The sequence below is a fragment of the Candidatus Delongbacteria bacterium genome (assembly GCA_020634015.1).
GTDB lineage: Bacteria > CAIWAD01 > CAIWAD01 > CAIWAD01 > CAIWAD01 > JACKCN01.
In genome coordinates this window covers 350111-376166 of the sequence record JACKCN010000002.1, presented here as the reverse complement: position 1 = coordinate 376166, position 26056 = coordinate 350111, and the positions used below count along the sequence as shown (strand labels likewise).

The 26056-nt window shown below is 65.1% G+C and carries 23 protein-coding genes; 13 read left to right on the top strand and 10 right to left on the bottom strand.

Going from position 1 to position 26056, the window contains the following annotated elements; translation table 11 throughout:
• Window positions 1-185: 185 nt before the first annotated feature.
• The 10 genes from H6678_05660 to H6678_05615 form a co-directional block, all read right to left on the bottom strand.
• The gene (locus H6678_05660; GenBank protein ID MCB9473280.1) at window positions 186-1505 is read right to left on the bottom strand and encodes an ATP-binding cassette domain-containing protein; all 1320 of its coding nucleotides are present in this window, start codon (window positions 1503-1505) and stop codon (window positions 186-188) included.
• Window positions 1499-2824: a hypothetical protein gene (locus tag H6678_05655; protein MCB9473279.1), complete on the bottom strand. Its 1326-nt coding sequence runs from the start codon at window positions 2822-2824 to the stop codon at window positions 1499-1501. Before H6678_05655 ends, H6678_05660 begins: the two co-directional genes overlap by 7 nt.
• A 9-nt stretch (window positions 2825-2833) precedes the next feature.
• Window positions 2834-3847: a glycosyltransferase family 9 protein gene (locus H6678_05650; protein ID MCB9473278.1), complete on the bottom strand. Its 1014-nt coding sequence runs from the start codon at window positions 3845-3847 to the stop codon at window positions 2834-2836.
• Window positions 3847-4851 carry an FAD:protein FMN transferase gene (locus tag H6678_05645; GenBank protein ID MCB9473277.1) on the bottom strand — a complete coding sequence of 335 codons (1005 nt, stop codon included), beginning with the start codon at window positions 4849-4851 and terminating at the stop codon, window positions 3847-3849. Before H6678_05645 ends, H6678_05650 begins: the two co-directional genes overlap by 1 nt.
• An 8-nt stretch (window positions 4852-4859) precedes the next feature.
• Entirely contained in the window at window positions 4860-5840 is a 981-nt protein-coding gene (locus H6678_05640; GenBank protein MCB9473276.1) for a polyprenyl synthetase family protein, read from the bottom strand.
• Window positions 5840-7024 (bottom strand): tyrosine--tRNA ligase, encoded by a 1185-nt coding sequence (locus H6678_05635; GenBank protein ID MCB9473275.1) that lies wholly within the window; start codon window positions 7022-7024, stop codon window positions 5840-5842. The genes H6678_05640 and H6678_05635 overlap by 1 nt, the downstream gene beginning before the upstream one ends.
• 29 nt (window positions 7025-7053) lie before the next feature.
• On the bottom strand, window positions 7054-7575 hold the full coding sequence (smpB, locus tag H6678_05630; GenBank protein MCB9473274.1) for an SsrA-binding protein SmpB: 522 nt from the start codon (window positions 7573-7575) through the stop codon (window positions 7054-7056).
• Window positions 7572-8132: a hypothetical protein gene (locus H6678_05625; GenBank protein MCB9473273.1), complete on the bottom strand. Its 561-nt coding sequence runs from the start codon at window positions 8130-8132 to the stop codon at window positions 7572-7574. Before H6678_05625 ends, smpB begins: the two co-directional genes overlap by 4 nt.
• Before the next feature lie 196 nt (window positions 8133-8328).
• A complete protein-coding gene (locus H6678_05620; GenBank protein MCB9473272.1) occupies window positions 8329-9390 on the bottom strand; it encodes a glycosyltransferase in 1062 nt (353 codons plus the stop codon).
• Entirely contained in the window at window positions 9387-10148 is a 762-nt protein-coding gene (locus H6678_05615) for a glycosyltransferase family 2 protein (GenBank protein ID MCB9473271.1), read from the bottom strand. The genes H6678_05620 and H6678_05615 overlap by 4 nt, the downstream gene beginning before the upstream one ends.
• Window positions 10149-10341: 193 nt before the next feature.
• Between H6678_05615 and H6678_05610 the strand changes: the two genes are divergently transcribed.
• From H6678_05610 to H6678_05550, 13 genes are all read left to right on the top strand, one after another.
• Window positions 10342-12216 (top strand): ABC transporter ATP-binding protein, encoded by a 1875-nt coding sequence (locus H6678_05610; protein ID MCB9473270.1) that lies wholly within the window; start codon window positions 10342-10344, stop codon window positions 12214-12216.
• Between the two features lie 13 nt (window positions 12217-12229).
• A complete protein-coding gene (locus H6678_05605) occupies window positions 12230-13084 on the top strand; it encodes a hypothetical protein (protein MCB9473269.1) in 855 nt (284 codons plus the stop codon).
• A gap of 19 nt (window positions 13085-13103) precedes the next feature.
• Window positions 13104-13553, top strand: a complete 450-nt coding sequence (locus H6678_05600; GenBank protein MCB9473268.1) for a hypothetical protein — start codon at window positions 13104-13106, stop codon at window positions 13551-13553.
• Between the two features lie 6 nt (window positions 13554-13559).
• A complete protein-coding gene (locus tag H6678_05595; protein ID MCB9473267.1) occupies window positions 13560-14603 on the top strand; it encodes a glycosyltransferase family 9 protein in 1044 nt (347 codons plus the stop codon).
• Window positions 14600-15430, top strand: a complete 831-nt coding sequence (locus H6678_05590; GenBank protein MCB9473266.1) for a glycosyltransferase family 2 protein — start codon at window positions 14600-14602, stop codon at window positions 15428-15430. The genes H6678_05595 and H6678_05590 overlap by 4 nt, the downstream gene beginning before the upstream one ends.
• Complete coding sequence (locus H6678_05585; GenBank protein MCB9473265.1) at window positions 15427-16260, top strand: hypothetical protein; 834 nt, start codon at window positions 15427-15429, stop codon at window positions 16258-16260. The genes H6678_05590 and H6678_05585 overlap by 4 nt, the downstream gene beginning before the upstream one ends.
• A gap of 36 nt (window positions 16261-16296) precedes the next feature.
• Complete coding sequence (locus H6678_05580) at window positions 16297-17631, top strand: HRDC domain-containing protein (protein ID MCB9473264.1); 1335 nt, start codon at window positions 16297-16299, stop codon at window positions 17629-17631.
• A 49-nt stretch (window positions 17632-17680) separates the two neighbouring features.
• A complete protein-coding gene (locus tag H6678_05575) occupies window positions 17681-19381 on the top strand; it encodes an aminotransferase class V-fold PLP-dependent enzyme (protein ID MCB9473263.1) in 1701 nt (566 codons plus the stop codon).
• A 223-nt stretch (window positions 19382-19604) separates the two neighbouring features.
• Window positions 19605-21188 (top strand): response regulator, encoded by a 1584-nt coding sequence (locus H6678_05570; GenBank protein ID MCB9473262.1) that lies wholly within the window; start codon window positions 19605-19607, stop codon window positions 21186-21188.
• 579 nt (window positions 21189-21767) lie between these two features.
• Complete coding sequence (locus H6678_05565; protein MCB9473261.1) at window positions 21768-22310, top strand: fasciclin domain-containing protein; 543 nt, start codon at window positions 21768-21770, stop codon at window positions 22308-22310.
• Between the two features lie 94 nt (window positions 22311-22404).
• A complete protein-coding gene (locus H6678_05560) occupies window positions 22405-22959 on the top strand; it encodes a cytochrome c (GenBank protein MCB9473260.1) in 555 nt (184 codons plus the stop codon).
• Window positions 22960-23022: 63 nt separating this feature from the next.
• Window positions 23023-24954, top strand: coding sequence for a Sec-dependent nitrous-oxide reductase (nosZ, locus tag H6678_05555; protein ID MCB9473259.1), 1932 nt, complete (start codon window positions 23023-23025; stop codon window positions 24952-24954).
• Between the two features lie 53 nt (window positions 24955-25007).
• Entirely contained in the window at window positions 25008-26054 is a 1047-nt protein-coding gene (locus H6678_05550) for a nitrous oxide reductase accessory protein NosL (GenBank protein MCB9473258.1), read from the top strand.
• Window positions 26055-26056 lie beyond the last annotated feature (2 nt).

The window sequence follows — 26056 nt, the reverse complement described above, 5'->3', positions numbered from 1 at the left end:
GGCCCCATACACCGAACAATCCCCCGGAAAACCGGCCCCTCGGGAATGTTCAGGATCCGTCGTTCTGCACGGATGTGCAGGCGTCAAACATAGAACGGGGGTGGCAGAAGTGCAAGATTTTGAACAGTGGAGCAAAAATTGTCAGCCGGTGCACGAGGCTGCAGCAAATCCAGTGCTGGCGGCCTTCAGCGAAGCGAAATCAGTTCGCCTGCCCCAATTTTCCAGTGACTTGAGCACAGATCGGCGACAAGTTCCGGATCGTGGGTGGCCACCAGCAGCCCCCCGCCCCGGTCACGCCAATCCGCCAGCAGGGAGCGCAGACGCCGGACACCCGAGGCATCCAGCCCGGTGAAGGGCTCGTCGAGCAGGAGGGCCGCCGGTTTCAGCAGCAACAGGGAAACCAGTGCCGCCAAGCGGCGCTCCCCGCTGGCCAGATGCCGGGCCGGACCCAGCAGCCGCTCGGCCTTCAGGCCCGCGCGCTCCCAGAGGGAGTGCAGCTCGTCGGTTTCCTCCGGTCGCCCCTCCAGCAGTTCGTGCTCGAGAATGTCTCCGGTGAACTGCTTCTCGCTGAACTGGAACAGCGGCAGAGCCTGGCCATGCTCCAGACCGATGCGGCCCGCCGTGGGTTGCAGCAGGCCCGCCGCCAGCAGGATCAGGGTGCTCTTGCCCGCCTCCTGGTTTCCGGTGAGCAGGCAGCCCTGCCCCAACGGCAGGCGCGCACTCATGCGGTCGAAGAGCACGACGCAGGCATCGGGCCACTGGAACTGCAGGCCGTCGAGGGCCAACCAGGGCCCCTCTTCCCCGGCCCTGGCGGCGGGCAAGGGTTGTTCGTGCGGAATTGCGGCGCTGACCAGGGTCTGGATCACGGGACTGTCCGGGGATGGACGATCACTTTCCCTGAGGCCGGTGGGGCACAGTTCCAGCAGGCGATCGGCCGCCAGAGCCACTTCAGCCCGGTGACTGACCTGAAGCACGGCGGCGGTCGCGGAACGGGCGCGCACGATCTCCGCCAGCCTGGCTCGGTGTTCGCGGTCGAGGAAGGTGCACACCTCGTCCAGCAGCAGCACGCGCGGCTCCTGAATCAGGATCGCTCCCAGACAGAGCAGTTGCTGCATGCCACCCGAGAGTGTCCGGGGATGGTGCGAGAAGTGATTCAGCAGACCCAGCTCGCGGCCCAGGGTCTCGCAACGTTCGAGGATCCGTTCGCGAGGCAGACCCCGGTAACGCAGCGGCAGACTGAGATCGCCGAGCACCGTGTCCGACAGCAGCTGGTTCTGGGGATCGGGCAGCAGCAGGCCGATGTCGGCTTCCCGCATGCCGCTGGCCAGATGACGTTCTCCGGCCGCGGGTGCCAGCAGCCCCTTCAACAACCTCAGCAGACTGCTCTTGCCACAGCCGCTGGCACCGTGGAGCACGTTCAGGCCCGGTCGGTCCAGCTGCAGGTCCAGATCCCGGGCCAGCAGGCGTTTGCCCCGGGCCAGGCTCACCCGTGTCAGGCTCAGCACGGGCCGGCTTTTCCGCAGGCCAGAATCCGTTCGAGAATGCGCGTGGTGGCACCCGTGCTCTGCTCCACCACCTTCAGTGCGGCACGCCCGTGATGCAGGCGGCGGCTGGGCTCGCCCAGCATCAGGTCAAACAGTTGACGCAGGCGTGATTCCTCGGCCACCTCGAATGCTCCACCCGCGGCCAGCAGGCGGCTGGCCTCCTGGGAGACGTGATGGGCCGGGCCGAAGATCACGGGAATCGCATAGGCCGCCGGTTCGATCACGCTGTGCACGCCCGTGGTGAACCCCCCGCCCACCCAGGCCAGCTGCCCCACTCGGTAAAGCCCAGCCAGCAGGCCGATGCGATCGATCAGGAAGACGGGCTGATTCGTATACGGGGTACCTGCTTCGAACTCGGCAAGGCGCAGCACGGACAGGCCCAGGCGCTGGCAGAGCGCCGTGCTTTGATCCAGGTGGCTCACCGAGGGCTCATGGGGCACCAGCAGCAGGCGCAGGTCCGGGTACTGCTCGCGCGCGCGCGCCACGGCCGGCAGCAGCACAGCCTCGTCACGCGGCCAGGTGCTGCCCGCCACCAGGACCGTGCTCCCGCTCGCGAACTGGGCGGGCAACATCTCCGCCCCACTGGCGGCACGCATCCGTTCGAGCACTCGGTCGAAGCGTGTCTCGCCCAGTGCGCTCACCCGCTCGGCCGCAGGAGTACCGGCCAGCAGCGCGCGGAAGCGGCGTTCGGCCAGCGCATTCACCGGGTGGATTCCGTCGAAGCGCCCCAGCAGACTGCGATAGAACCCCCGCAGCAGCCGGCGGTCGAAATGGGCCCGGTTGTGGTAGTTGGCATTGATGAACAGCAGCGCACAGCCTTCACGGGAGAGGCGTCGCAGCAGGTTCCACCAGAGATCGTGCTTGGTGACCACGAACACATCGGGGCGCAGGGTGCGCACCAGCGCGCGCACGGCGAACCAACCGTCCAGGGGCAGAAAGCAGACCTGGTCGAAGCCATGGTCCGGCTTGAGGTTGTGCATGCCCGAAATCGAGAAGAAACTGAGGATCGTGACACAGCCGCGCGCTTTCAGTGCGCTGGCCAGGGGCCGGATGCCTTCGTACTCACCCATGCTCGCGCAATGCAGCCAGACCCGCGGTCTGTCGGCACTGGACTCGGGCAGAGGCCTCTTGGCCAGTTCGCGGCGCAGTCGGCGCAGATCCCCGTGGCGCGCGAACAGGTTGCGCCGGATGCGCACCACCAGCAGGCCCGGGCCGTAGAGCAGCAGCAGCCCCAGGGGGCGCAACAGCAGGTTGTAGCACAGGGAAATCAGCGCTGCCACGGGGTTCCTTCAACCTTGCAGGTACAGATCCAGCACTCGAGCGGGACTCAGTTCGCGCATGCAGCGGAAATGCCCGCGCGGGCAGCGGTCGCTGCCGGTATGGCTGCAGGGACGACAGTCCAGCCCCTCGTGTTCCAGCACGCGCACGCTGTCTCCCGCCGGAAAGAAGCCCAGCTCGCGCGTGGTGGGACCAAAGAGCGCCACCCCGGGTACTCCGGCTGCAGCGGCCATGTGAAGCAGGCCGGTGTCCCCGCAGAGAATGCGCCGCCCGCTGGCCACCAGCCGCGCGCTGTCACTCAGGTCGGCCTGACCACAGAGATTCTGGATGCGACCCGGGGCCAGCGCACGCAGTGTCTCGCCGGTCTCGCGGTCGCCCGCACCTCCCAGCACCACGAGCGGGCGCGCGCTGCGTTCAAGCAGTGCGCGCGTGAACGTGACCCAATGCTCCAGCGGCCAGCGCTTGGTGGCCTTGCCCGCTCCGGGTGCCAGCAGCTCGGGTGCCTCGGGCCCGGGGTCGGGTGTCACACGGGGGCCCAGCTGCACTCCCTCGGCCCAGAGCCGGGGTGGCGACTGCATGCTCTCCGGAATGCCCGCCACCTGCTGGTAACGACGCCAGACCGGTGGCAACTGCGTGAGACGATGGGACAGGCTGTGGGGGCCGTGCACCAGCAGCAGTTTCTGCAGCCGGTGCTTGGGCAGACGGCCCAGCAGGCCCGGTGGGGCCAGCAGGCGACTGCGCAGGGTATTGTGCAGGTCAAGGGTCCGCAACTGGCCGCGTGACCGCAACTCCGCGCGCACGTGATCCAGCTGCGCGCGCGTGCCCGGCTCGCCCAGGCAGAGCACCTCGTCCACGGCGGGCCAGCCCCGGGGAATCGCGGCGAAGCGTTCCTTGGTCAGAAACAGCACGCGCCCCACCCCCAGCTCCTTGAGCAGACGAGGCACGGGTTCGCAGAGCAACAGGTCCCCGATCGAGGAGAAGCGCACCAGGAGAACCGCGTCTCCCGCGCCCGGCCGCTCGTTCATCAACGAGCCTGGAACCAGGCCTCCATGCCCGGGGTCAGCCGCAGCTCGGGCTTGCCCTCGCCGGCAACCACGAACACGGCCTCCACATCATCCAGGCTGCTGGCCTTCTCAAGTCCGGCCTCGGCTCCCATCACGAACAGGCCGCTGGCCAGTGCGTCGGCGCGCTCGGCCTGGCGACAGACCACGGCCACCGCCAGCACTCCAAAGGCGGGCTTGCCCGTGGCCGGATCAAGGTGTCCGTGAAACCGTGTGCCATTCAGCTCGAAGGCTTCGTCGTTGATGCTGGCCACCGCGAGGCTCAGATTGCGGAGGCGGAAAGTGCCCAGCTGCCCCGACGGATCCTCGGGGTTGGCAAAGGGCACGCTGAAGTACCCGCCATCGGGACCTTCGGCGCCGGCCACGCTGACCGAGCCCAGCTGCAGCAGGAAGTCGTTGTATCCGTCGCCACGCACGCTCAGGGCCAGTCGGTCGGCAATGGCGCCACACTGCACCTCGTGCAGATCGATGGCCATGCCCGCTCGCGACAGCAACACGCCCTTGTCCACCACGAAGGTGCCGCCTTCGCGCACCAGTGTCCGGGCGCTGTCCAGTTCGGCTTCCGAAGGCTGCCGCGGGGTGCCGCCCAGGCCCCAGGCCCGGCGCAGGGGCCCGATCAGGAAATCGAAGGCCTCGTCCGTGTCCTTCTTGTAGCCGAAGCAACGCATCAGCAGATCGTAGTTCTGCTGGCTCATGCTGCCACTGCGGCTGCCCGCGAGGGAATTGATCGCGGCAAAATCCGAGTCACCCGTGGAGGACAGTCCCTTGAAGCCTTCGGCCGCCACCGATTCCAGTTCGGCCAGCGCCTGGTTGGCGGCCGCATTGTCCTCGGCACCCAGCACCTGGATCGTGAGGCCGTATCCAGCCACCGTGGTATCCAGCGAGGCCTTGCGCGAGCCCGAACAGGCCAGCAGCAGCGAACACAGAACCAGAACCATTGACCCCGAACGGATTGGGCTGCGGACCATGATTCCTCCTAGTAGGTGCGATTGACGGCGAAGGCGCTGAAATCGACCAGGCTTTGCCGGATTCCCGTGTCGGGAAAGATTTCCAGGCAGGCCAGCGCCTGCTCTCCCAGTTCCCGGGCCCGACGGTGGGCCGCGTCCACTCCGCCCTTCTCGTGGGCGAACTCCACCGCGCGGCGAATGTCCCCGCGCTTGCGTCCCTTGATCAGGGCCTTGATCTGGCGTACTTCCGAGCCCGCGCTGCGATCGAAGGCATACAGCAGGGGCAGGGTGATCTTGCCATCCTTGAGATCGGCGCCCGCGGGCTTGCCGATCAGGCTCTCGCTGCCCGTGTAATCCAGCAGGTCGTCCTGGATCTGGAAGGCGATTCCGATGGTCTCACCGAAGGTCTGCAGGGCCGCCAGCTGGTCTTCGTCGGCCCCGTTGGACAGGCCACCCAGCCGACAGGCCGCACCCAGCAGGGCGCCGGTCTTGTTGGACACCATCCGGTAGTAGGTCTCTTCGTCCATGTCCAGATTGCGGCTGCGCGCGGCCTGGTCCAGTTCGCCCTTGGCCAGACGGCGGGCGGTCTCGGCCAGTACGGCGAACACGCGCGTGTCCCCGCATTCCAGCATGCCCAGCAGGCTGTGTGCCAGCAGCCAGTCGCCGAAGAGCACGCTGATCTTGTTGCCGAAGACCGAATTGAGACTGGGCAGGCCCCGGCGGCGGTCGCTCTTGTCCACCACGTCGTCGTGCATCAGGGTGGCGTTGTGCAGCAGTTCCACCACGACCGCGGCGAAATGTGTGCGCTCGTTGCTCTCGCCCAGCAGGCGTGCGCTCAGGTAGGTCAGTGTGGGACGCAACAGTTTGCCACGCCCGGGCCCCAGGAACACGATGATCCGGTCCACGATGGGCGTGCCGGTGGTCTGGATGAAGTCATCGTAGCGCCCGGCGAATGCCTTGAGTTCCGGTTCCACCAGCCGCTGGATGTCCTTGAGCGACAATGCGGGCATCAGGGCGATACCACCAGTTTCAGAAAGCGGCGTTTGCCCACCTTCAGCACGCCGGTGGCTCCGGCGGCGAAGACGCGGGTCTCGTCCTCCACTTTCTCGCCCTCAAAACTGACCGCGCCCTGCCGCACCAGCTTGCGTGCTTCGCCGTTGCTGGCGCACAGACCGTTCTCCACCAGCAGGGCCAGCAGGGTCGTGTCCTCGGACATGGCCACTTCGGGCATCACGTCGGGCAGGGCCTTGTTGCGAAAGATCTCGTCGAACTCGGCTTCGGCCGCCAGTCCGGCCGCCTCGTCGTGGTACAGGCGCACCAGTTCGCGGCCAAGCTGGCGCTTGAACCCCACAGGATTCTCGCCGGCCTGCAGGCGCTCGCCGATCGCGCGCACCTCGGCGGCTCCCAGATCGGTGGCCAGTTCGAACCAGCGCAGGATCATGTGGTCGGGAATGCTGAGGGTGCGGCCGAAGATCTCGCGCGGGCTGTCGGTGATCCCGATGGTGTTGCCCAGGCTCTTGCTCATCTTCTCGACCCCGTCGGTGCCTTCCAGCAGGGGCATGGTCAGAATCACCTGGGGCTCCTGGCCATACTGGCCCTGGAGGTGGCGTCCCATCAGCAGGTTGAAGGTCTGGTCGGTGCCGCCCAGCTCCACGTCGGAGTGCAGGGCCACACTGTCGTAACCCTGGATCAGTGGATAGAGCAGCTCCATGATGGAAATGGGCGTCTCGGCCTTGAAGCGCTTGGTGAAATCATCGCGTTCCAGCATGCGCGCCAGCGTGTAGCGCGAACTGAGCGCCAGAAAATCGTAGGTGCTCATGCCGCCGAACCACTCGCTGTTGAAGCGGATCGTGGTCCGCGCGGGATCCAGCAGCAGGAAGATCTGGTCCTTGTAGGTCTGCGCGTTCAGCTGGATATCCTCGCGGCTCATGGCCTTGCGGGTCTTGCTGCGGCCACTGGGGTCGCCCACCATGCCGGTGAAGTCCCCGATCACGAAATCCACCTGGTGCCCCAGCTGCTGGAAGGTGCGCAGCTTGTTGATCACCACCGCATGGCCGATGTGCAGGTCGGGCGCCGTGGGATCGGCTCCGAACTTGACACGCAGGGGCTGGCCCGTCTCAAGGCTGCGTGCGAGCTTCTTCTCCAGGTCCTCATGGGGCAGCAGTTCCACCGCTCCCTTGAGGATCTCGTCCATCTGTGCCTTGACGGGCGCGAAAACCTGTTTCACCGTTGTCTGCTTTCCTTGAGAGCGCGACTCAGCGAGCGGGCGTTTTCCCGATCGGTGATCGCCTGGCGTTTGTCGTACTCGTGCTTGCCCGTGCCCAGTGCCAGGCGCACCTTCACCAGGTGGGATTTCCAGTAGAGTGACAGTGGCACCAGCGTGTTGCCCTTGGCTTCCACCTTGTGGCTGATCTTGCGGATTTCGGCCGCGTGCAGCAGCAGCTTGCGCTGGCGCAGCTCCACATGGGCCCCGAAGCGCCCGTTGCTGTAGGGATTGATGCGCATGCCCAGGATCCAGACCTCGCCGTCGATCACGCGGGCATAGGCCTCCTTGAGCGACACGCCGCCCTCGCGGCAGGCCTTGACCTCGGTGCCGCAGAGAGCGATGCCCGCTTCCCAGGTATCAAGGATGTGGTAATCGTGGCGGGCCTTGCGGTTCTGCACGATGATCCTCTCGACGGGCCGTGCCTTGCCGGGAGTCCTGACTCCGGCGCGCGCCGCCGTCTTCGAGGAGGCCTTGCTCATTTCTTTTCCGGTTTCTTCAGCCCGAAGAGCCTGTTGACCTGGTCCACCATTTCCACATAGTCGGCCACCTCGAGCAGGGGAATCTCCTTCTCGCGGCTGATGGTGCTGAAAAGCTGGTCCTCGTTGCCGCCGTTGACCACCAGCATCGTCGAGGACGCCCGGGCCACCGCTTCGATGAAGGAATCGCTCAACGGACCGCGGCGCGTCTTGCGCCCCAGATGCATGCAGACCACCGGCACCTTGGCGCTGGAGGCCGCGGCCAGCAGGGCATTCACGCGGGCCAGTTCCTTGTCCACCGCGTCGCGCGCGCTGCCCAGCCCCTTGCTGCTGCCACCGACCACGATCACCAGGGTCTCGGGATGCCCCAGTGAGTCGGCCATCAGTTGCGGCGCACTCTGCGGGTCTTCAAGACCGGCGCGCTGGAAGATCTGGCGCGCGATCAGGATGTCGTTGCTCTGACCGGCGCTGGTCAGGATCACGCCATCGCCGAACGTGGCCGCGGACAGGGAGAGGGCCAGTGCCAGCAGCAGGCCCAGGCAGAATTTCAGGTGTGTCATCGTGTGTCCTGCGTTGGGTCCGGGCCGGGGCATTGCAGAATGATCCGGTGCCGGAGTCGTGAGCGCGTCACGGCGTATGCCGCGACGCGCGGGGCGAATATAGAAAACCGGCCCTGCTGGGCCTGCCTGAACGGCAGCCTCCGCCGGGCCTGCTTGCATGATATGAGTCCACCGGCCAAAGCCGCCGGACCGGCGCTCAGCGACCGGGAAGGCGCGCGTGCAGTTCCCGGTAGAAGTCGAGAGTCTGCTGGCCCAGAGCAGCCAGCGAGAAATGCTGACGAATGTGCTCGGGTCCGGCGGCCGCCAGCTGCTCGCGCAGGCCCGGTTCCAGGGCCAGTCGCTCGAGAGCCGCAGCCAGCGCGGGCACGTCTCCGGCAGGTACCAGCAAGCCCGTGACGCCATCACGAATCGTCTCGGGCAGGCCTCCCGCATCGCTGACCACCGCGGGGCAGGCCTGAAACTGGGCCTGCAGGACCACGGTTCCCAGGCCTTCGTCGCGGCTGGCCAGAATCAAGGCGTGGGCCCCCGCGATGAAGTCCCGCGGGTTGGTGCGAAAGCCGTGGAAGACCACCGCCGACGCGGGCAACAACTTCCCGGCAAGACTCTTCAGGCGCTGCTCGTCGGGGCCTTCGCCCACCAGGTGCAGCACGGCGCCGGGCACCCGGGTCAGCAGCTGGGCGTGGGCACGCAACAAGTCATCGAGTCCCTTGTGGCGCAACAGGCGTCCCAGATACAGGAACGCGGGCTGCCCGGGCAAGTCTTCGCGCCCGGAAGCGGCCTCCTCCGTGTCCACGGCGCTGTGGATCACGCGCACCTCGGGCCCCTTCAAACCCTGGCCAGCCAGACGGCGGGCGATTTCCGCCGACACGGCAATGACCCCCTGCACGCCCGAGTACCCTCGCAGGGCGGCCCGCGACACGGGGTCGGGCACACGGCGGTGGGCCACGGTCACCGCATCGGTCACGGCTCCCAGCCCGCGCATCTCGCGCCCGGTGTGGGAATGGATCACATCAAAACCCAGTTCGGCCTGCAGGCGCGCGGTGTGACGGCGCAGGGTCAGCAGCAGCCAGAGGCTGGCTGGCAGGTGATGCACCACCGCATCGGGCAGGGCCTCGCGCAAGCGGCGCTCCAGCACTCCCCCCGGCCGGCAGAGCAGGTGGTTGCGGACTCCGTGCCCGGCAAGAGCGCGCATCAGCAGCAGGCTCTGGTTCTCGCCACCGCCCCAGGTGATCTGGAGATTCAGATGCAGCACCTTCATCGGCCGACCCGCTGGCGTTCCCAGAGCTTGGCGTACTTCAGAAAGACGTAGATCGCCGACATCACCGAGAGCACCAGCCCGCGCCAGCCCAGTCTCCAGCCGCCCAGCAGCAGGTACTCCTTGAGGAATTTCCAGGGTGGATCCAGTGTCAGCTTGAGGGCGGAAAAGCGCGCGCCGCGCCCATCCAGCTCGGCCGCCAGGGCACTGGTGTAGGCATCGATCTTCTGCAGATGGTGGCTCAGATCGCGGTAGGGCCAGTGCAGGATCTGCGCCGGGAGCACTCGCTCCTCGCAGCCCGCGCCACCCGCGCGGTCGTGCACGGTGCTGCCTCCGAAACGGGCCTTCGTGCGATTGAAGAGACGCACGCTGCTGTCGCGCTTCCAGCCGGTGGCGTCCACCCAGCCCCCCAGATACCAGTTGCGCCGCGGAATGCGGTAGACCAGAGTTTCCCGGTTGAAATCCAGAGCGGCCAGCAGGTTCGCCGGGTCGCCCACCAGTTCCTCGTCGGCGTCCAGCGACAGAATCCAGTCGTGTCGGGCCAGCTCGATGGCCCGGTTCTTCTGCGCCTGATGCCCGAGGAACTCCTGCAACAGCACGCGCGCCCCCGCCGATTCGGCCAGCTCACGCGTGCGGTCGCTGGAATGGCTGTCCAGCACGAGCACCTCGGCGCACCAGGGGCGCAGGCTTTCCACGGCGCGCACGATGCGGGCCTGCTCGTTGAACGCGATGATCACGCCGGAAATGGGCGGCTGAGGCATGGGTCTTCCTGCTGCGGGATCTGGCTGTTTCCTGTCGTGAACGCCCGTGAATAAAGCATTTCCCCATGTCCCCGGCGGATGCGGGTCCCCGAGCCGCCGGGCTGCCTTCCACAATTCTATATTGGCGCGCTCCCGGCCGCGGCCCACAGCGCCATCCGCCGGAAATCGACGCCCCGTGCATGCCAGGAGACCGATGTTCGCCCTCACCCGCCAGTTCATGAGCTATCTCGGGCCCGTGCGCCTCTGGATCGTGCTGGGTCTGGTGCTGATGCTGCTGGCCAGCCTGCTGGCGGGCGTCAACATCGGCATGATCTATCCCTTCTTCGAGGGTGTCTTCCTGCGGCCGGTGGCCCCCCTGACGGGCGAGACCGTGGCCATTTCCCGCGCGCTGTCGACCCTGCTGAGCGACCTGGGCCACACTCTGGGCTCGGGCTCCATCGAGACGATCCGCGAGGGGGCCGGGCTGGCGCTGGACCGCTTCCTGGGCAGCCAGAGTCCCTGGCAGGTGCTGGTCTTTCTCTGCGGAGCCGCACTGGCGCTGTCGACCTTGAAGCTGATCATCACCTACGGCTACCGGATCTGCTTCGTGCAGGTCGAGCAGGTGCTGATCCGCGAGCTGCGCAACCACCTGTTCCGCCAGATCCAGGACCTGGGCATGGGCGTGTTCCTGCGTTTCCGCAGGGGCGAAATCATCAGCCGCCTGATCAACGATGTGATGGTGGTGCGCACGCTCACCATCACCAAGGTCAGCGACCTGCTGATGAACCTGCTGCAGAGCCTGGTCTATCTGGGGCTGGCCCTGGTGATCGACTGGCGGCTCACGGCCCTCAGCCTCTTCGTGCTGGCCCCCGCGGTGGCCGCGCTCAACCTGCTGGGCCAGAAACTGCGCACCTACAGCCGACGCGCCCAGGAGCATCTGTCCGAAGTGACCACCCGCCTCTCGGAGAATCTCTCGGGCTTTCGCGTGGTGCAGGCCTTCTTCGCCCATGGCCGTGAGACACAGCGCTTCGAACGGGCCACGCTGGGCTACTTCCGCCGGGTGCGCAAGCTGGAATTCGTGGCCGCGCTCTCGGCGCCTTTCGGGGAGTGGGCCTCGACCCTGGTGGCGGTCAGCATGCTCTGGGTGGGCGGGCGCCGTGTGCTGGCCGTGGACGGGGGACTGTCCGCCGCGGCCTTCCTGACCTTTCTGGCCGCGCTGCTCTCGCTGTTGTATCCATTGAAGGTGGCGGCGCGGGCCTGGAACGAACTGCAGCGTGGCACGGGGGCCGGCGAGCGCCTGATGGAAGTGCTGCACGCCGAGCCCCAGGTCAGGGAAGCCCCGGACGCGATCCCCGCGCCTCCGCTGGTCGAAAAGCTGAGACTGGAGAACGTCAGAGTGCGCTACGAAGGGCAGGAAGCCCTGCGCGGCATCGACCTCAGTCTGCACCGGGGAGAGTTTCTGGCCCTGGTGGGCGCGTCCGGCAGTGGCAAGACCACCATCGCCAATCTGCTGCTGCGCCTGCAGGACCCCGACGAAGGTGCCGTGCTGCTGGACGGGCAGGACGTGCGACGCTTCACTCTGGGCAGCTACCGCAGCCATTTCGGGGTGGTGAGCCAGGAAACCTTTCTCTTCCGTCTCACGGTGGCCGAGAATGTGGCCTACCCCGAAGAACACACCGACGCGGCCCGCGTGGAAGCGGCGCTGCGCACGGCCAATGCCTGGGACTTCGTGCGGGCGATGGGCGGCCCCGAGAGCCTGATCGAGGAAGCGGGTGCCAATCTTTCGGGCGGGCAGCGCCAGCGGCTGGCCATCGCGCGGGCGATCCATCGCCAGCCCGAGGTGCTGCTGCTGGACGAAGCCACCAGCGCGCTGGACACCGAAAGTGAAATCCTGGTCCAGGAAGCCCTCGACCGCAGCGTGGGCGAACGCACCGCGCTGGTGATCGCGCACCGGCTCTCCACCATCATCCGGGCCGACCGCATCGTGTGTCTCAAGGAAGGACGCATCGAGGGCAGCGGCCCCCACGCCGAGCTTCTCGAGAGCTGCGCCGAGTACCGCAAGCTCTACGACCTGCAGTTCAAGGTTTGAAACCGGAAACATGATGCTCAATAGAATCATCAGAATCCTGCACTGGATACTCGTATTCTTATGGATTCTGAGTGCTGTGTTGACTCTGTCTGCTTTCTTGCCATCGGTGGAATCCTACTTATCAAATGTGATCAGCAACTTTAATGTCAGTTTTGCCGAGTTCTTGACTCTTTTTGTCGTCACGAGTACTGCATTGATTGCAGTTCTAACGCTACAGGATCGACTGGATTACAATAAGCACGAGAAGATTTTTCGTGACTCAATGTTCTATTTTCAACAGGCTAAAGACGGTTTGCAAGAAGCACTAGAGCTCCTTAGAGATGGCAACAATGATAGAGTGCTGTGGATACGCGCGGCACGTGCGATCAAAAGTGCTCAAACATTGGCTGAGCATATCACAACCGCCTCGTTAAGAACCGCATACAAGCAAGTTGAACATCGAACAAGGAATGAGCTTTATCTCGCCTTAACAATACTTAATGATGAAACAGGCAGAAGAGAACCTCTACCTCCGCAGTTCTTTTATGGGACCCGGGATTGGAGAACACCTTGTAGCCTGGACGAGCTTGCAGTGGCGACTTCCGGTATTGGAAGTGCATATTCGCCGGATATCAACTCACTCCCAAAGCAACCAGTATTGGATCTCCTGGACCAGAGAAGCATCATGACCATAATGGACTTCACCGAGTATCCTGCTGACTTCGAAGATCCACTGCACAGCTCATTTGACGGCATTCCTGATTGGGAACACAATTGGGAATACACGATTGGATTCAAGGGCGGGGCAATGCGCTACTTTGCACATCGCAAGCAATTCTACGCAATGCGAGAAAAACTACGACCAACTGGCTCCAATTCACCTGAATGACACACGCCATTATGTAGAAATGACGTACTCGAAAGGAAAAACCTTGATCGTCGAAGTCCCCGTATCCATTGGTGAGCTGCTGGACAAGCTCTCGATCCTGCGGATCAAGCTGAAGAACTTCAGCCCCGGCCCCAAGCGTGACAACGTGCAGCGCGAGCACGACGCCCTGCAGACGGTGGCCGACACGCGCGGACTGCGCCACCCCGAGCTGGAAACGGCACTGGACCAGGTCAATGGCCGGCTCTGGAAGGTGGAAGACGAACTGCGCGTGCTGGAAACCCGTCAGGATTTCGGCATGGAATTCATCGCGCTGGCCCGGGCCGTGTATTACACGAACGATGAACGTGCCGCGTTGAAGCAGCGCTTGAACACCCACTTCGGCAGCAGCTTGGTGGAAGAGAAGCAATACGTGGACTATCGGGCTCCCGGGGCGACCGAACCCGGTGGGTCCACCCTCGGCGGGGACTGAGAGCGCATGGGATCCAACGCACCGGTCGTGAAGCGGATTCTGGTGATCCAGTTGCGCCAGCTGGGCGACCTGCTGATGATCACCCCCGCCCTGCGCGCCCTTCAGGCCCTGCATCCGGAGGCCAGTCTGGATGTGCTCTGCGAGCCATCCGGAAGCCTGGTGCTGGGGCACAATCCCCGGGTCTCGGCGCTGCGCCTGCTGCCGCGCAAGGAAGGTCTGGCCGGCTGGCTGGATCTGGTGCGCGAGCTGCGCGCCCAGCGCTACGATCTGGTGGTGGACTGTCAGGGACTGCCCTCGACCGCGCTGCTGGCCTGGCTGAGTGGTGCACGCGTGAGGCTGGGTTTCGCCCGGGATGTCCTGCGCAACCTGCTCTATACCCGGCCATACGATCGTCGCAACACGGACTACAGCGCGCTGGACAAACTGAAGCTGCTCCAGGATTCCCGCGTGGATCTTGAGGATCTGCAACTTGAGTTTCCGGTGCTGGAAGAATCGCGGCTGGCGGCCGAGCAATTCGCGCGCGAGCGCTTCCATGCCCCGGTCGCTGCCCTGTTCGGAGTCAGTCGCCGATCCTACAAGGTGTGGCCCCCGGAGAAACTGGCCGTACTGGGCGACCGACTGGCTGAAGTGGGCTACCAGCCCTTTCTGGTGTACGGTCCCGGTGAGCAGGAGGCTGCCCGGGCCATTGCCGCCCGCATGACACACGAGGCCCTGGTGGACTACCCCATGCCCGACTTCGGCACACTCAAGGAAATCCTGGCACGCTGCGCGCTCTTCGCGGGCAACGACGGGGGGCCCAAACATCTGGCGGCCCTGTCCGGGGTACCCAGCGTGACGGTCTACGGCCATGTGCACCCGGAATCCTGGACCCGCCCGGACGACCCACGACAGCGCTGGGTGGCAACGGCCTCCGCCTCGCGCGCACTGCCCACACAGGGCCCCTGCGAAGCGGTTGACACCCTGGCCGAGATCGAGGTGGACGCGGTCTGGAGCCGAGTGGAGGCCCTGGCCAGAGACGGGTTCATACCCTTTCCCGCGAGGAAGGCATGAGCGATTCCGGCCAGCCCGTCCCGCGCCTGAGTGTGGTGGTGCCGTGTTTCAACCACGGGCCGTTTCTGGCCGAAGCCGTGGAATCGGCTCTGGCACAGACTCTGGCCGAGCTGGAAGTGATCGTGGTGGACGACGGCTCCAGCGATCTGGACACACGACGCATTCTGGACAGCTTCCAGCGCGAGCGCACCACCGTGCTGCGCCAGCCCAATCGCGGCTGTTCCGTGGCACGCAACGCGGGCATCCGCGCGGCGCGCGGCCAGTACATTCTGCCCCTGGACGCCGACGACCGGCTCTGCCCGGACTACGCCGAACTGGCCGTGCAGGCGCTGGACCGTGACCCGGAGCTGGGCATCGTGTACTGCCATGCCGAGTTCTTCGGCCGCAAGTCCGGCCCCTGGCACCTGCCCGACTTCAGCCTGCCCGGCATGCTGCGCGGCAACCAGATCTTCGCCTCGGCCGTCTACCGGCGCGCCGACTGGGAACGGGTGGGCGGATACTGCGAAGACCTGCTGCTGCGCGAGGACTATGATTTCTGGCTGAGCCTGCTCGAGCTGGAGCGTCGTGTGCTGCGACTGGACCCGTGCCTGTTCCAGTACCGCAAGCACGAGAAGGCCAGAAACTCGAAGAGCAGGCGAGCAAAGCGCCTGCAGGAAGCCGAGGTGTATCACCGGATCCGCTGTCGGCACGCGGGTCTGTTCGCCCGGCACCCCGAAGTCCTGCTGGACTGGCTGCATGAGCTGGAGTGCCAGCGCCTGTCGGAAAAGGAAGGTCGCCTGGGCAGCCGACTGTCCCGCTGGATGCGCGGGCTGGGAGGCGGCGCGTGACTCTGTGTGTGGTGATTCGGGTGCACGACCGCATGCAGGATCTGGAGACCCTGGTGAACATCATCGGGCGTCACTGGACCCTGCCCGTGCATCGGCTGGTGGTGAGCAATGGCGCCGCCGCCGGACACCGGGTTCCCGATTCCGTGCGGGCACAGGTCGAGGACCTGCTGGAGCTGGAACACAACGCGGGCCACATCGGCGGCAACGCCCAGCTGCTGCAGGCGGCGCTGCCCAGGATTCCCGCCCATTGCCCCTTTACCCTGCTGATCGAGGCGGACACCTGGCTCTTCTCCGATCGCCTGCTGCGAACCTATATTGAGCGCCTGCGGACGGAAGAAGCGGTCTGGGCTTCGGCCCTCTGGCAGGACCGCTGGCGGAGTCTGGCTCTGGACCTGGCCCTGGTACGCAGCGAAGTGCTGCGCGCCCACCCCGGGATTCTGGATTTTCGCACTCACGCCGAATGCCATGTGGCCAACGCCCTGGAAGATCTGGGACTGCGCTGGCTGCCGCTTGACGAACTGATGCCCGTGCACATCCCCAGCCTGTTGCGCCGTTTCTGGAACCAGTGGGGAGGCCGCTTCCGCTGTTTTCCCGAAGGCCCCATGGTCACGCACCACGCCGAGGATCTGCCGGGAGGGTTTGCCGACAAACTGCGCGAGGCGAATCGCTGCCTGGGCTACGAGGAGTTTCCCGTGGAGGGCCGCGAAGACTGGCAGACCGCCCGTCGGCGCATCCTGCGCACACGAACACTGGCGCGACTGATTCCGCGCAGCGGCTGGTTGAGTCGACCACGACGCCGGCCAGGGGCCAGAACCCCGGAAAGGACCTGAGTTGCATCGCACCCACAGCTACCGGACACGAGCCGCATGAGCCGCCCCGCACGTCAACCCCGCCTGGTGGCGCATCTCGAACGCCGCCGCCAGCGTCAGCACAACGCTGTGATGAGCGAAGAGAACCTGCCCAACGTGAGCCATCTGGACGGCCACTCGCTGGTGCCCTCCGGACGCCCCGAGTGGATCCAGGACGCGGCAGCCCTCGAGGAGATTCTGGCGCACCTGCGCGCGACCGGCGTCTTCGCCTTTGACACCGAATTCATCAGCGAGCTCAGCTACTGGCCGCGGCTCTGCCTGATCCAGGTGGCCACGCCGGAACGCATCGCCCTGATTGATCCGCTGGGTGAGCTGGATGTGACCCCCTTCTGGGAACTGGTGGCCGATCCCGGTGTGCTCAAGCTGGTGCACGCGGGCCAGCAGGATCTGGAACCCGTGATGCGCCTGCTGGGCAAGCGCCCGGCGCGGATCTTTGACACCCAGATCGCCGCCGGACTGATCGGACTGCCCTGGCCGCTGGCCCTGAACAAGCTGGTGGCCGAAATGCTGGGCGCCGACATTTCCAAGGGGCCGGCCTTCACCGACTGGAGCTGCCGCCCGCTGGACGAAGTGCAGGTGTTCTACGCCGCCAATGATGTGCGTTTTCTGCCCGCGATGCACGCCTTGATGCAGGCGAAACTTGACGCGCTGGGACGCTCGACCTGGCTTGAATCCGAGTGTGAGACTCTCTGCCGCGAAGACCTGCACCGCACCTCCGACGACGACATCACCCTCAAGGTGCGCGGCGCGGGCAACCTGAAACCCTCGCTGTACATTGCCGTGAAACATCTGGCGTTGCTGCGCGAAGGCATCGCGCGGGAGGCCAATCTGCCCCCGCGTTCGGTGATTCGCGACGAAACCCTGCTGGATCTGGCCCGCCGCCCCGTGTACACAGTGGCCGAACTCCAGCAGAGCCCGGTGCTGCCGCGCTCGCTGGCCCGCGAGCTGGGCGAGCAGCTGGTGCAGGCCCTGGTGGCCGGGCGCGACGACCGCACCAGCCGCAAGCCCGCGAACAATCGTCTGGAAGAAAAGGCTCGCGAGCGCCAGGAAGTGGACAACCTGCTGGCGCTGGCCCAGTGTTTCTGCCTGGGGCAGCAGGTCTCGCCCGCGCTGTGCTACAGCCGCCAGGACATGCTGGCCTACAGTCGCGATCTGGGTTCCAGGAAGACCGGAGAAGACGGTGCCGACTCGAGCCTGCTCAAGGGCTGGCGCGCCGAGTTCATCGGACACCCACTGCGCGAATTCCTGGCAGGCCGCACACGCTGCGAGATCAGCTGGAACAAGCACGGCCTGGTTCTGGCGGTCCGGGACAGCAAGGCTGAAACACACTGAGAATCAGCGGGCGTCCGTGCATGCAGTCGCCCGGAGGAAGGACACGCCGATGAACCCGGTCGAGAGCACACTGCCCCCCCTGGACTTCGCCACCCTGCGCGACCAGATCGTGGGTGCCGACGCCACCTTCGAGACGCCCTTCGGCAACCGACTGATGGTGTACTGCGACTACACGGCCAGCGGGCGCTGCCTGGGTTTCGTGGAACGCTATCTGCTGGAGCTGCAGCGGATCTACGCCAACACCCACACCGAAGATGACGTGACCGGGCGCAGCATGACCCGTCTGCTGCACCGGGCCGAGCAGGAAATCAAGCGCTCGGTGAACGCCGGTCCCAGGGGGCAGCTGATCGCCTGCGGCGCGGGCAGCACGGCGGCCATTGACAAGCTGCAGCAGATTCTGGGCGTGGCCCTGCCGCCGGCCACCCGCGACCGTGTCCTGCGGAGCATGGACGAGCGGGCTCAAGCCCATCTGCAGGACACGGCTCCGGTGGTGTTCATCGGCCCCTACGAGCATCACAGCAACGAGATCACCTGGCGTCAGAATCTGGCCCAGGTCGTCCCGATCCCGCTGGATGCCGAGGGCGGCATCGACCTGGCCGTGCTCGAGAGCCAGCTCCGTGATCCGCGCTGGCAGGGTCGCATGAAGATCGGTTCCTTCTCCGCCGCCTCGAACGTCACGGGCATGCTCAGCCCCGTGCACGCGCTGGCCGAGCTGTTGCACCGCCACGATGCACTGGCCTGCTTCGACTACGCCGCCTGCGCGCCCTACGTGTCCATTGACATGAATCCCGCGGGGCGTCCGGAGGCGGCGCTGGACGCGGTGTTCATCTCCCCCCACAAGTTCCTCGGCGGCCCCGGCTCCAGCGGCGTGCTGGTCTTCAATGAAGCCCTGTACGACAGCGAACTGGGACCCACGGTGGCCGGCGGTGGCACGGTGGACTATGTGGGCACGGTGTCCCACGACTTCGTCTGCAACATCGAGGAACGGGAAAAGGCCGGCACGCCGGGAGTCTTGCAGACCCTGAAAGCCGCCCTGGCCTTCATGATCAAGGACCGGCTGGGAACCGAGAGCATCGAAGCGCGTGAACAGGAACTGCTCGGCCGGGCCTTCAGCATCTGGCAGGCCGAACCTGCGATCGAGATCCTGGGCAATCCCGATCCGGCACGCCGGGTGGCGATCGTCTCCTTCAATCTGCGCGACCCCTGGGGCGGCTACCTGCACCCCAAGCTGGTCACGGTGCTGCTGAACGATCTCTTCGGCATCCAGTCGCGCGCTGGCTGCTCATGTGCCGGCCCTTACGGTCACCATCTGCTGGGCATCAGCGACGAGACCAGCCAACGCTACCGGCGCTGGGTCAAGGCCGGGTATTACGGAGTCAAACCGGGCTGGTGCCGCATCGGCTTTCACTTCGCGATGGACGACGTGGAAGCGGACTTCATCATCCAGGCCGTGCGCTTCATCGCGCGCGAGGGCTGGCGCTTCCTGCACGTGTATCACTTCGACCTGAAGAGGGCCTGCTGGTCGCACGAACGCGAGTCTTCGTGTCTGGATGCCTTCAGCCTGGACGCGGCGCTTGCCAGTACGGGCGCGCGCTGTCAATCACTGGCCCCGGCCCTGCGCGCCGACCTCTACGCTCGCTATCTGCACGAAGCTGAGAACCTGGCCCGCGAGCTCGAGAGCCGCGGGGAGCCCGAACGGAACCTGGAAACCGACCCCGAGCTTCAGGAGCTGATCTTCTTCCGCAAATGACCTGCCAGCTGAATTTCGCGCAGCGAAGGACCAGCTTGACCGATACCCGCAACAGGAGCATATTGCTCGCCGTTCGCGCAGCCTCTTGACAGCATCCTGACATCCCCCACGACGAGCAAACCGGCTGCAGTGACCGGACACATGCGAGCCTCGCACGCGGGACATCGCGCAGGAGTGCCCTGCGGATTCGCCTGCGATCCAGCCTCCGCACAGGGAGCCGCTCATGAAATCCTCTCCTCGACCCGACAGCCCTGACGGTTTCCATCCTGGCATTCTGGAGTACATGCTCGAAGGATGTCAGATCCTGGACCATGAGTGGCGCTATCTCTATCTGAATCCCACCGCGCAGGTCCACAGTCGGCGTGAGCCCGGCGAGCTGCTGGGCCAGCGTTTCCAGGACATGTGGCCGGGCATCGAGAGCACCGAACTGTTCGCCCTGATCCGCCGAACTCTCGAAGAGCGTGTGCCCACGTCGATGGAAAATCTGTTCACCTACCCCGATGGCAACACGGGCTGGTTCGAACTGCGGATGACGCCGGTGCCCGAGGGCGTGTTCATCATGTCCCTGGACATCTCCGAGCGCAAACAGTCCGAAGACACCCTGCTGGCGATGGAACACCAGCTGATGCAGTCCCAGAAACTGGAAGCCGTCGGTCTGCTGGCCGGTGGAGTGGCACACGACTTCAACAATATGCTGGGCGTGATCCTGGGCCATGTGGAACTTGCACTGGAACAGGTGCACCCCGATGATCCGATTCACGCGGACCTGACGGCGATCCAGCAGGCCTCGATGCGCTCGGCCGATCTTACCCGCCAGTTGCTGGGTTTCGCGCGCAAGCAGACCGTGGCGCCCCGCACCTTCGATGTGAGCCAGCAGATCCAGGAATTCCTGCCCCTGCTGGGCCGGGTGATCGGCGAAGACATCGAACTCGAATGGTGCCCGGCGGCCGAGCCCGCACTGGTCTGCATGGATCCGGTGCAGGTCGAACAGATCCTGAGCAATCTCTGCATCAACGCGCGGGATGCCATCGCCAGCGTGGGGCGCATCACCATCGAAGTGAGCACCGTCCATCTGGATGAAGCCTACTGCCGGGTGAACATGGGATTCCTGCCGGGGCAGTTCGTGCGCCTGACGGTGAGCGACACCGGGGCGGGCATGGAACGCACCGTGGTGGACCGGATCTTCGAACCCTTCTTTTCCACCAAGGCCCTGGGGCAGGGCACGGGCCTGGGGCTGGCCACCGTCTACGGCATCGTGAAGCAGAACCAGGGCTTCATCAATGTATACAGCGAACCCGGGCAGGGCAGCAGTTTCCGGATCTACCTGACTCTGGACGCCCAGGGCAGCCAGCCCGAAAACCTGGCCGAAGGACACAAGGAACCCACCCAGGGCTACGAGACCATCCTGCTGGTCGAAGACGAGGAAAGCATTCTGTCCATCACGACCCGCATGCTGGAATCCCTGGGCTATCATGTGCTGCCGGTCGCCAGCCCCCAGGAAGCGCTGGAGCTGGTGGGCCGCTACCAGGGGCCGATACATCTGATGCTGACCGATGTGATCATGCCCGGAATGACCGGTCCCGAGCTGGGCTCCCGGATTCTCGAGTCCAATCCGGACATCAGCCTGGTGTACATGTCCGGTTACACGGCCAATGTGGTGGCCCACCGGGGCGTGCTCAAACCGGGCATCGAGTTTCTGCCCAAACCGTTCTCGCGCCAGCAGCTGGGTGCCAAGGTCCGTGAGGTGCTGGGAGTTCGCGAGGGCGGCAGTGGCACACAGCACGATTCGCCCGGGAAGAATTCCTGACGGACATGAGCCATGCGTGCAGCGTGTCCTTGATGGTCTGGGGCCCCGGCTTGCTCTCAAGCCCGCAGCGTCATCGCCAATGGACCAACGGGCCACTTGCTGTCGGTGGCAAGGGCCAGCCAGGCCTACGGTGAACTGGCTCCCCGAATGATCCCGCCCGGCCTCGCGTGACCTGACGTTTGCCTTGCCTGACCATACGAGGCTGTGCCGTACCGCGCCGAAACCGCCCTCCACTCCAATCTGACCTGCTTCGCGTGCAGCCGCACCACGGATGTCACCGCGAAGCGCCCCGGAGCGCCGCTCAAGGCTGCCGGGTACGCGAACCGCTGCATGTAAGTCCCTCTCCATCCTCACAGCGCCACCGAATCTCAGCTTCAGCCCAGGAGTCTGTCGTGCCCGATCGTCCGACTTGCTCAATGTCAAGGTTGAAACAGGACCAATCTGGTTTCTTTTCGGTCGTTGATTTCAGCAGGGCTCAGAAGCGCAAGAGCGACCGGTCGGCCGGCCGCCGCATCAATACCCGGATGGTGTCTCCTTCACGGAACCGCCTGCCGGGAAAAGGCAAACGCGGGAGTGAGAATGAAACTGAAACTGGGACTCGCCTGCCTGGTTGTTCTGCTGGTCGGTTGCGGCAAGGCTCCGGATGTGCCATCCGGAACCGCGTCGACCCCGGCGGTGGGGCAATCGGGCGTGCAGGATGATCTGTCTGACCCCAACATCGTGCAGATCGCCATTGCATCGCCGGATCACACGACTCTGGTGGCGGCCGTCCAGGCCGCGCAACTGGTGGACGCCCTGTCCAATGCTGGCCCCTTCACGGTTTTCGCACCGGTGAACCAGGCCTTCCAGGACTTGCCTGCGGGCACCCTGGAAACTCTGCTGAAGCCGGAGAACCAGGGCCAGCTGAAGACGATTCTGTATCACCATGTCACCACCTCGGCCTACACCATTGAGATGCTCAAGGATGGCGAGCAGCTGGGCATGGTGGACGGCACGCGAGCCACCGTGAGCCTGAAGGAGGGCCAGGTCTGGCTGGACAAGGCGCGCATCCTGGGTTCGGTGAAGGCCGCCAACGGCATGGTGCATGTGGTGGACCGGGTGATTCTGCCCCCGTCCAATTGAATCATAGCGGACCCTCCAGGTCCTTTTTCAAAGCTCCTTGTGGCTCCAGCCCCGGGTGCCAGAAGTCAAACCGAAGGAGTGAGGTGTGACCACGATGATCCAGCAAACACAGAGCGACGGACGAGAGCCTTGCGCGCCCGTGCGCCGGTCGACTCAAGGTGCCGCGGCAAGACTGTTGTTGATTCCGCTGCTGGCGGCCCTGCTGTTCAGCCAGGGCTGCGGTGACAAATCCCCCGACGGCACAGCGGGCGGGGCCGTGGCCAGCACCGCGGAGGGCGGACTGAGCGCCGACGAGCTGGAAAACGGCATCGGCCCCGCGAAGACGGCCCCCGAACTGGGCCCGCTGAATGCGGAACTGGCGGCCAGCGGGCAACAGATCTTTGACATGAAATGTCTCTCGTGCCACCGGATGGGCGAACGATTCATTGGACCCGATCTGAACCAGATCCTGACCCGGCGCACACCGAGGTATGTGATGAACATGATTCTCAACCCGACCGAGATGGTGCAGCGCCATCCGGAAGCGAAAAAACTGCTGGCCGAGTATCTGGCCCCCATGGCCCAGCAGAATCTCACCCAGGATGAAGCCCGCGCGGTGCTGGAATACATCCGCTCCCCCCATGAAGCGGCCCAGGCCAAGGCGAACTGACACACAATGCACGGAGGACGAATGAAACAGCTGATCACGGCCGGCCGGCTTCTGCCGCTGGCGATGGGACTGGGCGCGGCCGGGCTGCTGCTGCAGTCGTGCGGTCAATCCCAACCGGATGGTGGCATGATGGGCAGCGGCGATGCGGCCAGCCGCGTCTATGTGGCTCCCGGCACCCACGACGAGATGTATCTCTTCTGCTCGGGCGGTTTCAGCGGCAATGTCACGGTGTACGGCATTCCGTCGGGACGGCACCTCAAGGACATCGCCGTGTTCTCGCAGTACCCGGAGAAGGGTTGGGGCTACGCGGAAGAAACCCTGCCCATGTTCAACACCTCCCACGGATTCGTGCCCTGGGATGACAGCCATCACCCCGAGTTCTCGCAGACGGCGGGTGTGCCCGATGGCAAGTGGCTGTTCATCAATGGCAACAACACACCGCGCATCGCACGCATCAACCTGGCCACTTTCGAGACCGACGAAATCATCGAGATTCCCAACTCTTCGGGCAACCACGGCTCGCCCTTCACCACCATGAACTCGGAGTATGTGGTGGCATCCACGCGCTTCAGCGTGCCCATTCCCCAGGAAGATGTGGCGATCAAGAGCTACAAGGAAAAGTTCAAGGGCACCCTGACCTATGTGAAAGTGGATCCGGAGAATGGCGACATGGACATCGCCTTCCAGATTCTGGTGCCCGGGTTGAACTACGACCTGTCGCACTCGGGCAAGGGCCCCAGCCACGGCTGGTCCTTCTTCACCTGCTACAACAGTGAACAGGCCAATTCGCTGCTGGAAGTGAACGCCTCGCGCAACGACAAGGACTACATCGCGGCCGTGAACTGGAAACTGGCCGAGCAGTATGTGGCCCAGGGCAAGGCCCGCGAGATGGCCGTGAGCTACATGGACAACCACATGGACGAGCACACGCGCGCCGGCGTCTCCGAAGAGCGTACCAGCGTGAAGGTGCTGGACCCCGCGGACTGCCCCGAGATGATCTACTACCTGCCCACCCCCAAGTCGCCCCACGGTGTGGATGTGGACCCCACGGGCGAGTACATCGCCGCGGGCGGCAAGCTGGCCGCCGTGATTCCCGTGCACTCCTTCAGCAAGATGCTCAAGGCCATTGAAGACAGGGCCTTCGATGGCGATGTCAACGGCATCCCCGTGCTGCGCTACGACGCGGTGCTGGCCGGCGAGGTCAAGGATCCCGGCCTGGGCCCCCTGCACACCGAGTTTGACGACAAGGGCTTCGCCTACACCTCGTCCTTCATCAGCTCCGAGATCGTCAAGTGGAAGGTCAGCACCCAGACCGTGGTGGACCGCATTCCCACCTACTATTCAATCGGGCATCTCTGCGTGCCGGGTGGCGACAGCATGAAACCCTGGGGCAAGTATGTGGTGGCCCTGAACAAGATCACCAAGGACCGCTACCTGCCCACCGGCCCCGAGCTCTCGCAGTCGGCCCAGCTGATTGACATCACGGGCGACAAGATGAAACTGCTGCTGGACTTCCCCACCATCGGCGAGCCGCACTACGCGCAGGCGATTCCCGCCTCGATCCTTGCACCCAGGTCGGTGCGGTTCTTCAAGATCGAGGACAACGCCAGCCCCTTCGTCACCCGCTCCGAGAAGGACGCCCGGGTGGAACGCAAGGGCAACGAGGTGCATGTCTACATGACCTCGGCGCGCTCGCATTTCGCTCCCGACAACATCGAGGGCATTCGCGTGGGCGATACGGTGCTGTTTCATGTGACCAACCTCGAGCAGGACTGGGACGTGCCCCACGGATTCGCCGTGATGGGTGCGCGCAACGCCGAGCTGCTGATCATGCCCGGTGAGACACGCACCCTGCGCTGGGAGCCCACCCAGGCCGGGGTGATTCCCTTCTACTGCACCGATTTCTGTTCGGCACTGCATCAGGAGATGCAGGGCTATGCGCGCGTCTCACCGGTTGGCTCCACCACGGAGCTTTCCTGGAGCCTGGGCGACTGATTCCATGGTGGCGGAGCGGCTCGGGCCGCTCCGCCCTTGCTGCTGGAGATGTCATGAATTCCCGTGCACGCCTGCTGCAACTGCTGGCCTCACTGATGCTGCTGCTGGCTCTGGCCTTTCCCCTCTGGACCATTTCGCTGGCGGCACCCCAATACCCCGAAGGCATCGGCCTGAAGATCTGGGCCTGGCAGATCACGGGGCAGAAACCCCAGGACCTGCACAACATCAACGGGCTGAACCATTACATCGGCATGCAGCGCATCGAGCCCGACAGCATTCCCGAGCTGAAGATCCTGCCCGTGGCCATCGTGGGCTTCACGCTCCTGGGTCTGCTGGTGGCATTTCTGGGCCGCCGCTGGCTGCTGAAAGCCTGGTTGGCCCTGCTGCTGGCCGGATGTCTGGCCGGGCTGGTGGACTTCTACAGATGGGAGTATGACTACGGACACAATCTGGACCCCCACGCCGCCATTCAGGTGCCCGGAATGAGCTACCAGCCACCTCTGCTGGGCACACGCCAATTGCTGAACATGCGCACCACCTCACTGCCCGGAGTGGGCGGAATGGCCGTGCTGCTGAGCGTGTTGCTGGCGGCAGGAGTACTGTGGAGCACACGGCCGCGTTCCGGACGCGGCTCAGGCGGACGTGCTGCGGGAAGTGCGGTGGCAATTCTGCTGGCCTCGGGACTCCTGCCCGGTTGTGGCGGCGGACCACGGCCCATCGCCTATGGCCAGGACGCCTGCGCGCGCTGCCGGATGTTCGTTGTGGACGCCCGCTATGGCAGCGAACTGGTGACACGCCGGGGCAAGGTACTGGTCTTCGATTCTGCCGAATGCCTGGCTGCCTGGGTGGTGGTGAACCCGCTGGACGCACAGGAGGCGCGCGCGACGCTGGTGACACACTATCGGCGCCCTGAAGAGCTGGTTTCCGCCGAAACCACGGTCTTCCTCAAGAGTGCCGGGTTGCCCAGCCCGATGGGTCTGGGCCTGAGCGGCTGCGCCGATCACAGCGAAGCCCGCGCCCTGCAGCAGGAATACGGGGGCGACCTGCTGGACTGGCCCCAGCTGCAGGACCTGGTGCGCACCAGCTGGAAGCTGCCCTGAAC

Excerpts from the sequence above, each read along its gene's own strand:
- H6678_05650 (MCB9473278.1), bottom strand. The coding sequence starts at position 3,847 with ATGAACGAGCGGCCGGGCGCGGGAGACGCGGTTCTCCTGGTGCGCTTC.
- H6678_05645 (MCB9473277.1), bottom strand. The coding sequence starts at position 4,851 with ATGGTCCGCAGCCCAATCCGTTCGGGGTCAATGGTTCTGGTTCTGTGT.
- H6678_05640 (MCB9473276.1), bottom strand. The coding sequence starts at position 5,840 with ATGCCCGCATTGTCGCTCAAGGACATCCAGCGGCTGGTGGAACCGGAA.
- H6678_05635 (MCB9473275.1), bottom strand. The coding sequence starts at position 7,024 with ATGGACGAGATCCTCAAGGGAGCGGTGGAACTGCTGCCCCATGAGGAC.
- smpB (MCB9473274.1), bottom strand. The coding sequence starts at position 7,575 with ATGAGCAAGGCCTCCTCGAAGACGGCGGCGCGCGCCGGAGTCAGGACT.
- H6678_05625 (MCB9473273.1), bottom strand. The coding sequence starts at position 8,132 with ATGACACACCTGAAATTCTGCCTGGGCCTGCTGCTGGCACTGGCCCTC.
- H6678_05620 (MCB9473272.1), bottom strand. The coding sequence starts at position 9,390 with ATGAAGGTGCTGCATCTGAATCTCCAGATCACCTGGGGCGGTGGCGAG.
- H6678_05615 (MCB9473271.1), bottom strand. The coding sequence starts at position 10,148 with ATGCCTCAGCCGCCCATTTCCGGCGTGATCATCGCGTTCAACGAGCAG.
- H6678_05610 (MCB9473270.1), top strand. The coding sequence starts at position 10,342 with ATGTTCGCCCTCACCCGCCAGTTCATGAGCTATCTCGGGCCCGTGCGC.
- H6678_05605 (MCB9473269.1), top strand. The coding sequence starts at position 12,230 with ATGCTCAATAGAATCATCAGAATCCTGCACTGGATACTCGTATTCTTA.
- H6678_05600 (MCB9473268.1), top strand. The coding sequence starts at position 13,104 with ATGACGTACTCGAAAGGAAAAACCTTGATCGTCGAAGTCCCCGTATCC.
- H6678_05595 (MCB9473267.1), top strand. The coding sequence starts at position 13,560 with ATGGGATCCAACGCACCGGTCGTGAAGCGGATTCTGGTGATCCAGTTG.
- H6678_05590 (MCB9473266.1), top strand. The coding sequence starts at position 14,600 with ATGAGCGATTCCGGCCAGCCCGTCCCGCGCCTGAGTGTGGTGGTGCCG.
- H6678_05580 (MCB9473264.1), top strand. The coding sequence starts at position 16,297 with ATGAGCCGCCCCGCACGTCAACCCCGCCTGGTGGCGCATCTCGAACGC.
- H6678_05575 (MCB9473263.1), top strand. The coding sequence starts at position 17,681 with ATGAACCCGGTCGAGAGCACACTGCCCCCCCTGGACTTCGCCACCCTG.
- H6678_05570 (MCB9473262.1), top strand. The coding sequence starts at position 19,605 with ATGAAATCCTCTCCTCGACCCGACAGCCCTGACGGTTTCCATCCTGGC.
- H6678_05565 (MCB9473261.1), top strand. The coding sequence starts at position 21,768 with ATGAAACTGAAACTGGGACTCGCCTGCCTGGTTGTTCTGCTGGTCGGT.
- H6678_05560 (MCB9473260.1), top strand. The coding sequence starts at position 22,405 with ATGATCCAGCAAACACAGAGCGACGGACGAGAGCCTTGCGCGCCCGTG.
- nosZ (MCB9473259.1), top strand. The coding sequence starts at position 23,023 with ATGGGACTGGGCGCGGCCGGGCTGCTGCTGCAGTCGTGCGGTCAATCC.
- H6678_05550 (MCB9473258.1), top strand. The coding sequence starts at position 25,008 with ATGAATTCCCGTGCACGCCTGCTGCAACTGCTGGCCTCACTGATGCTG.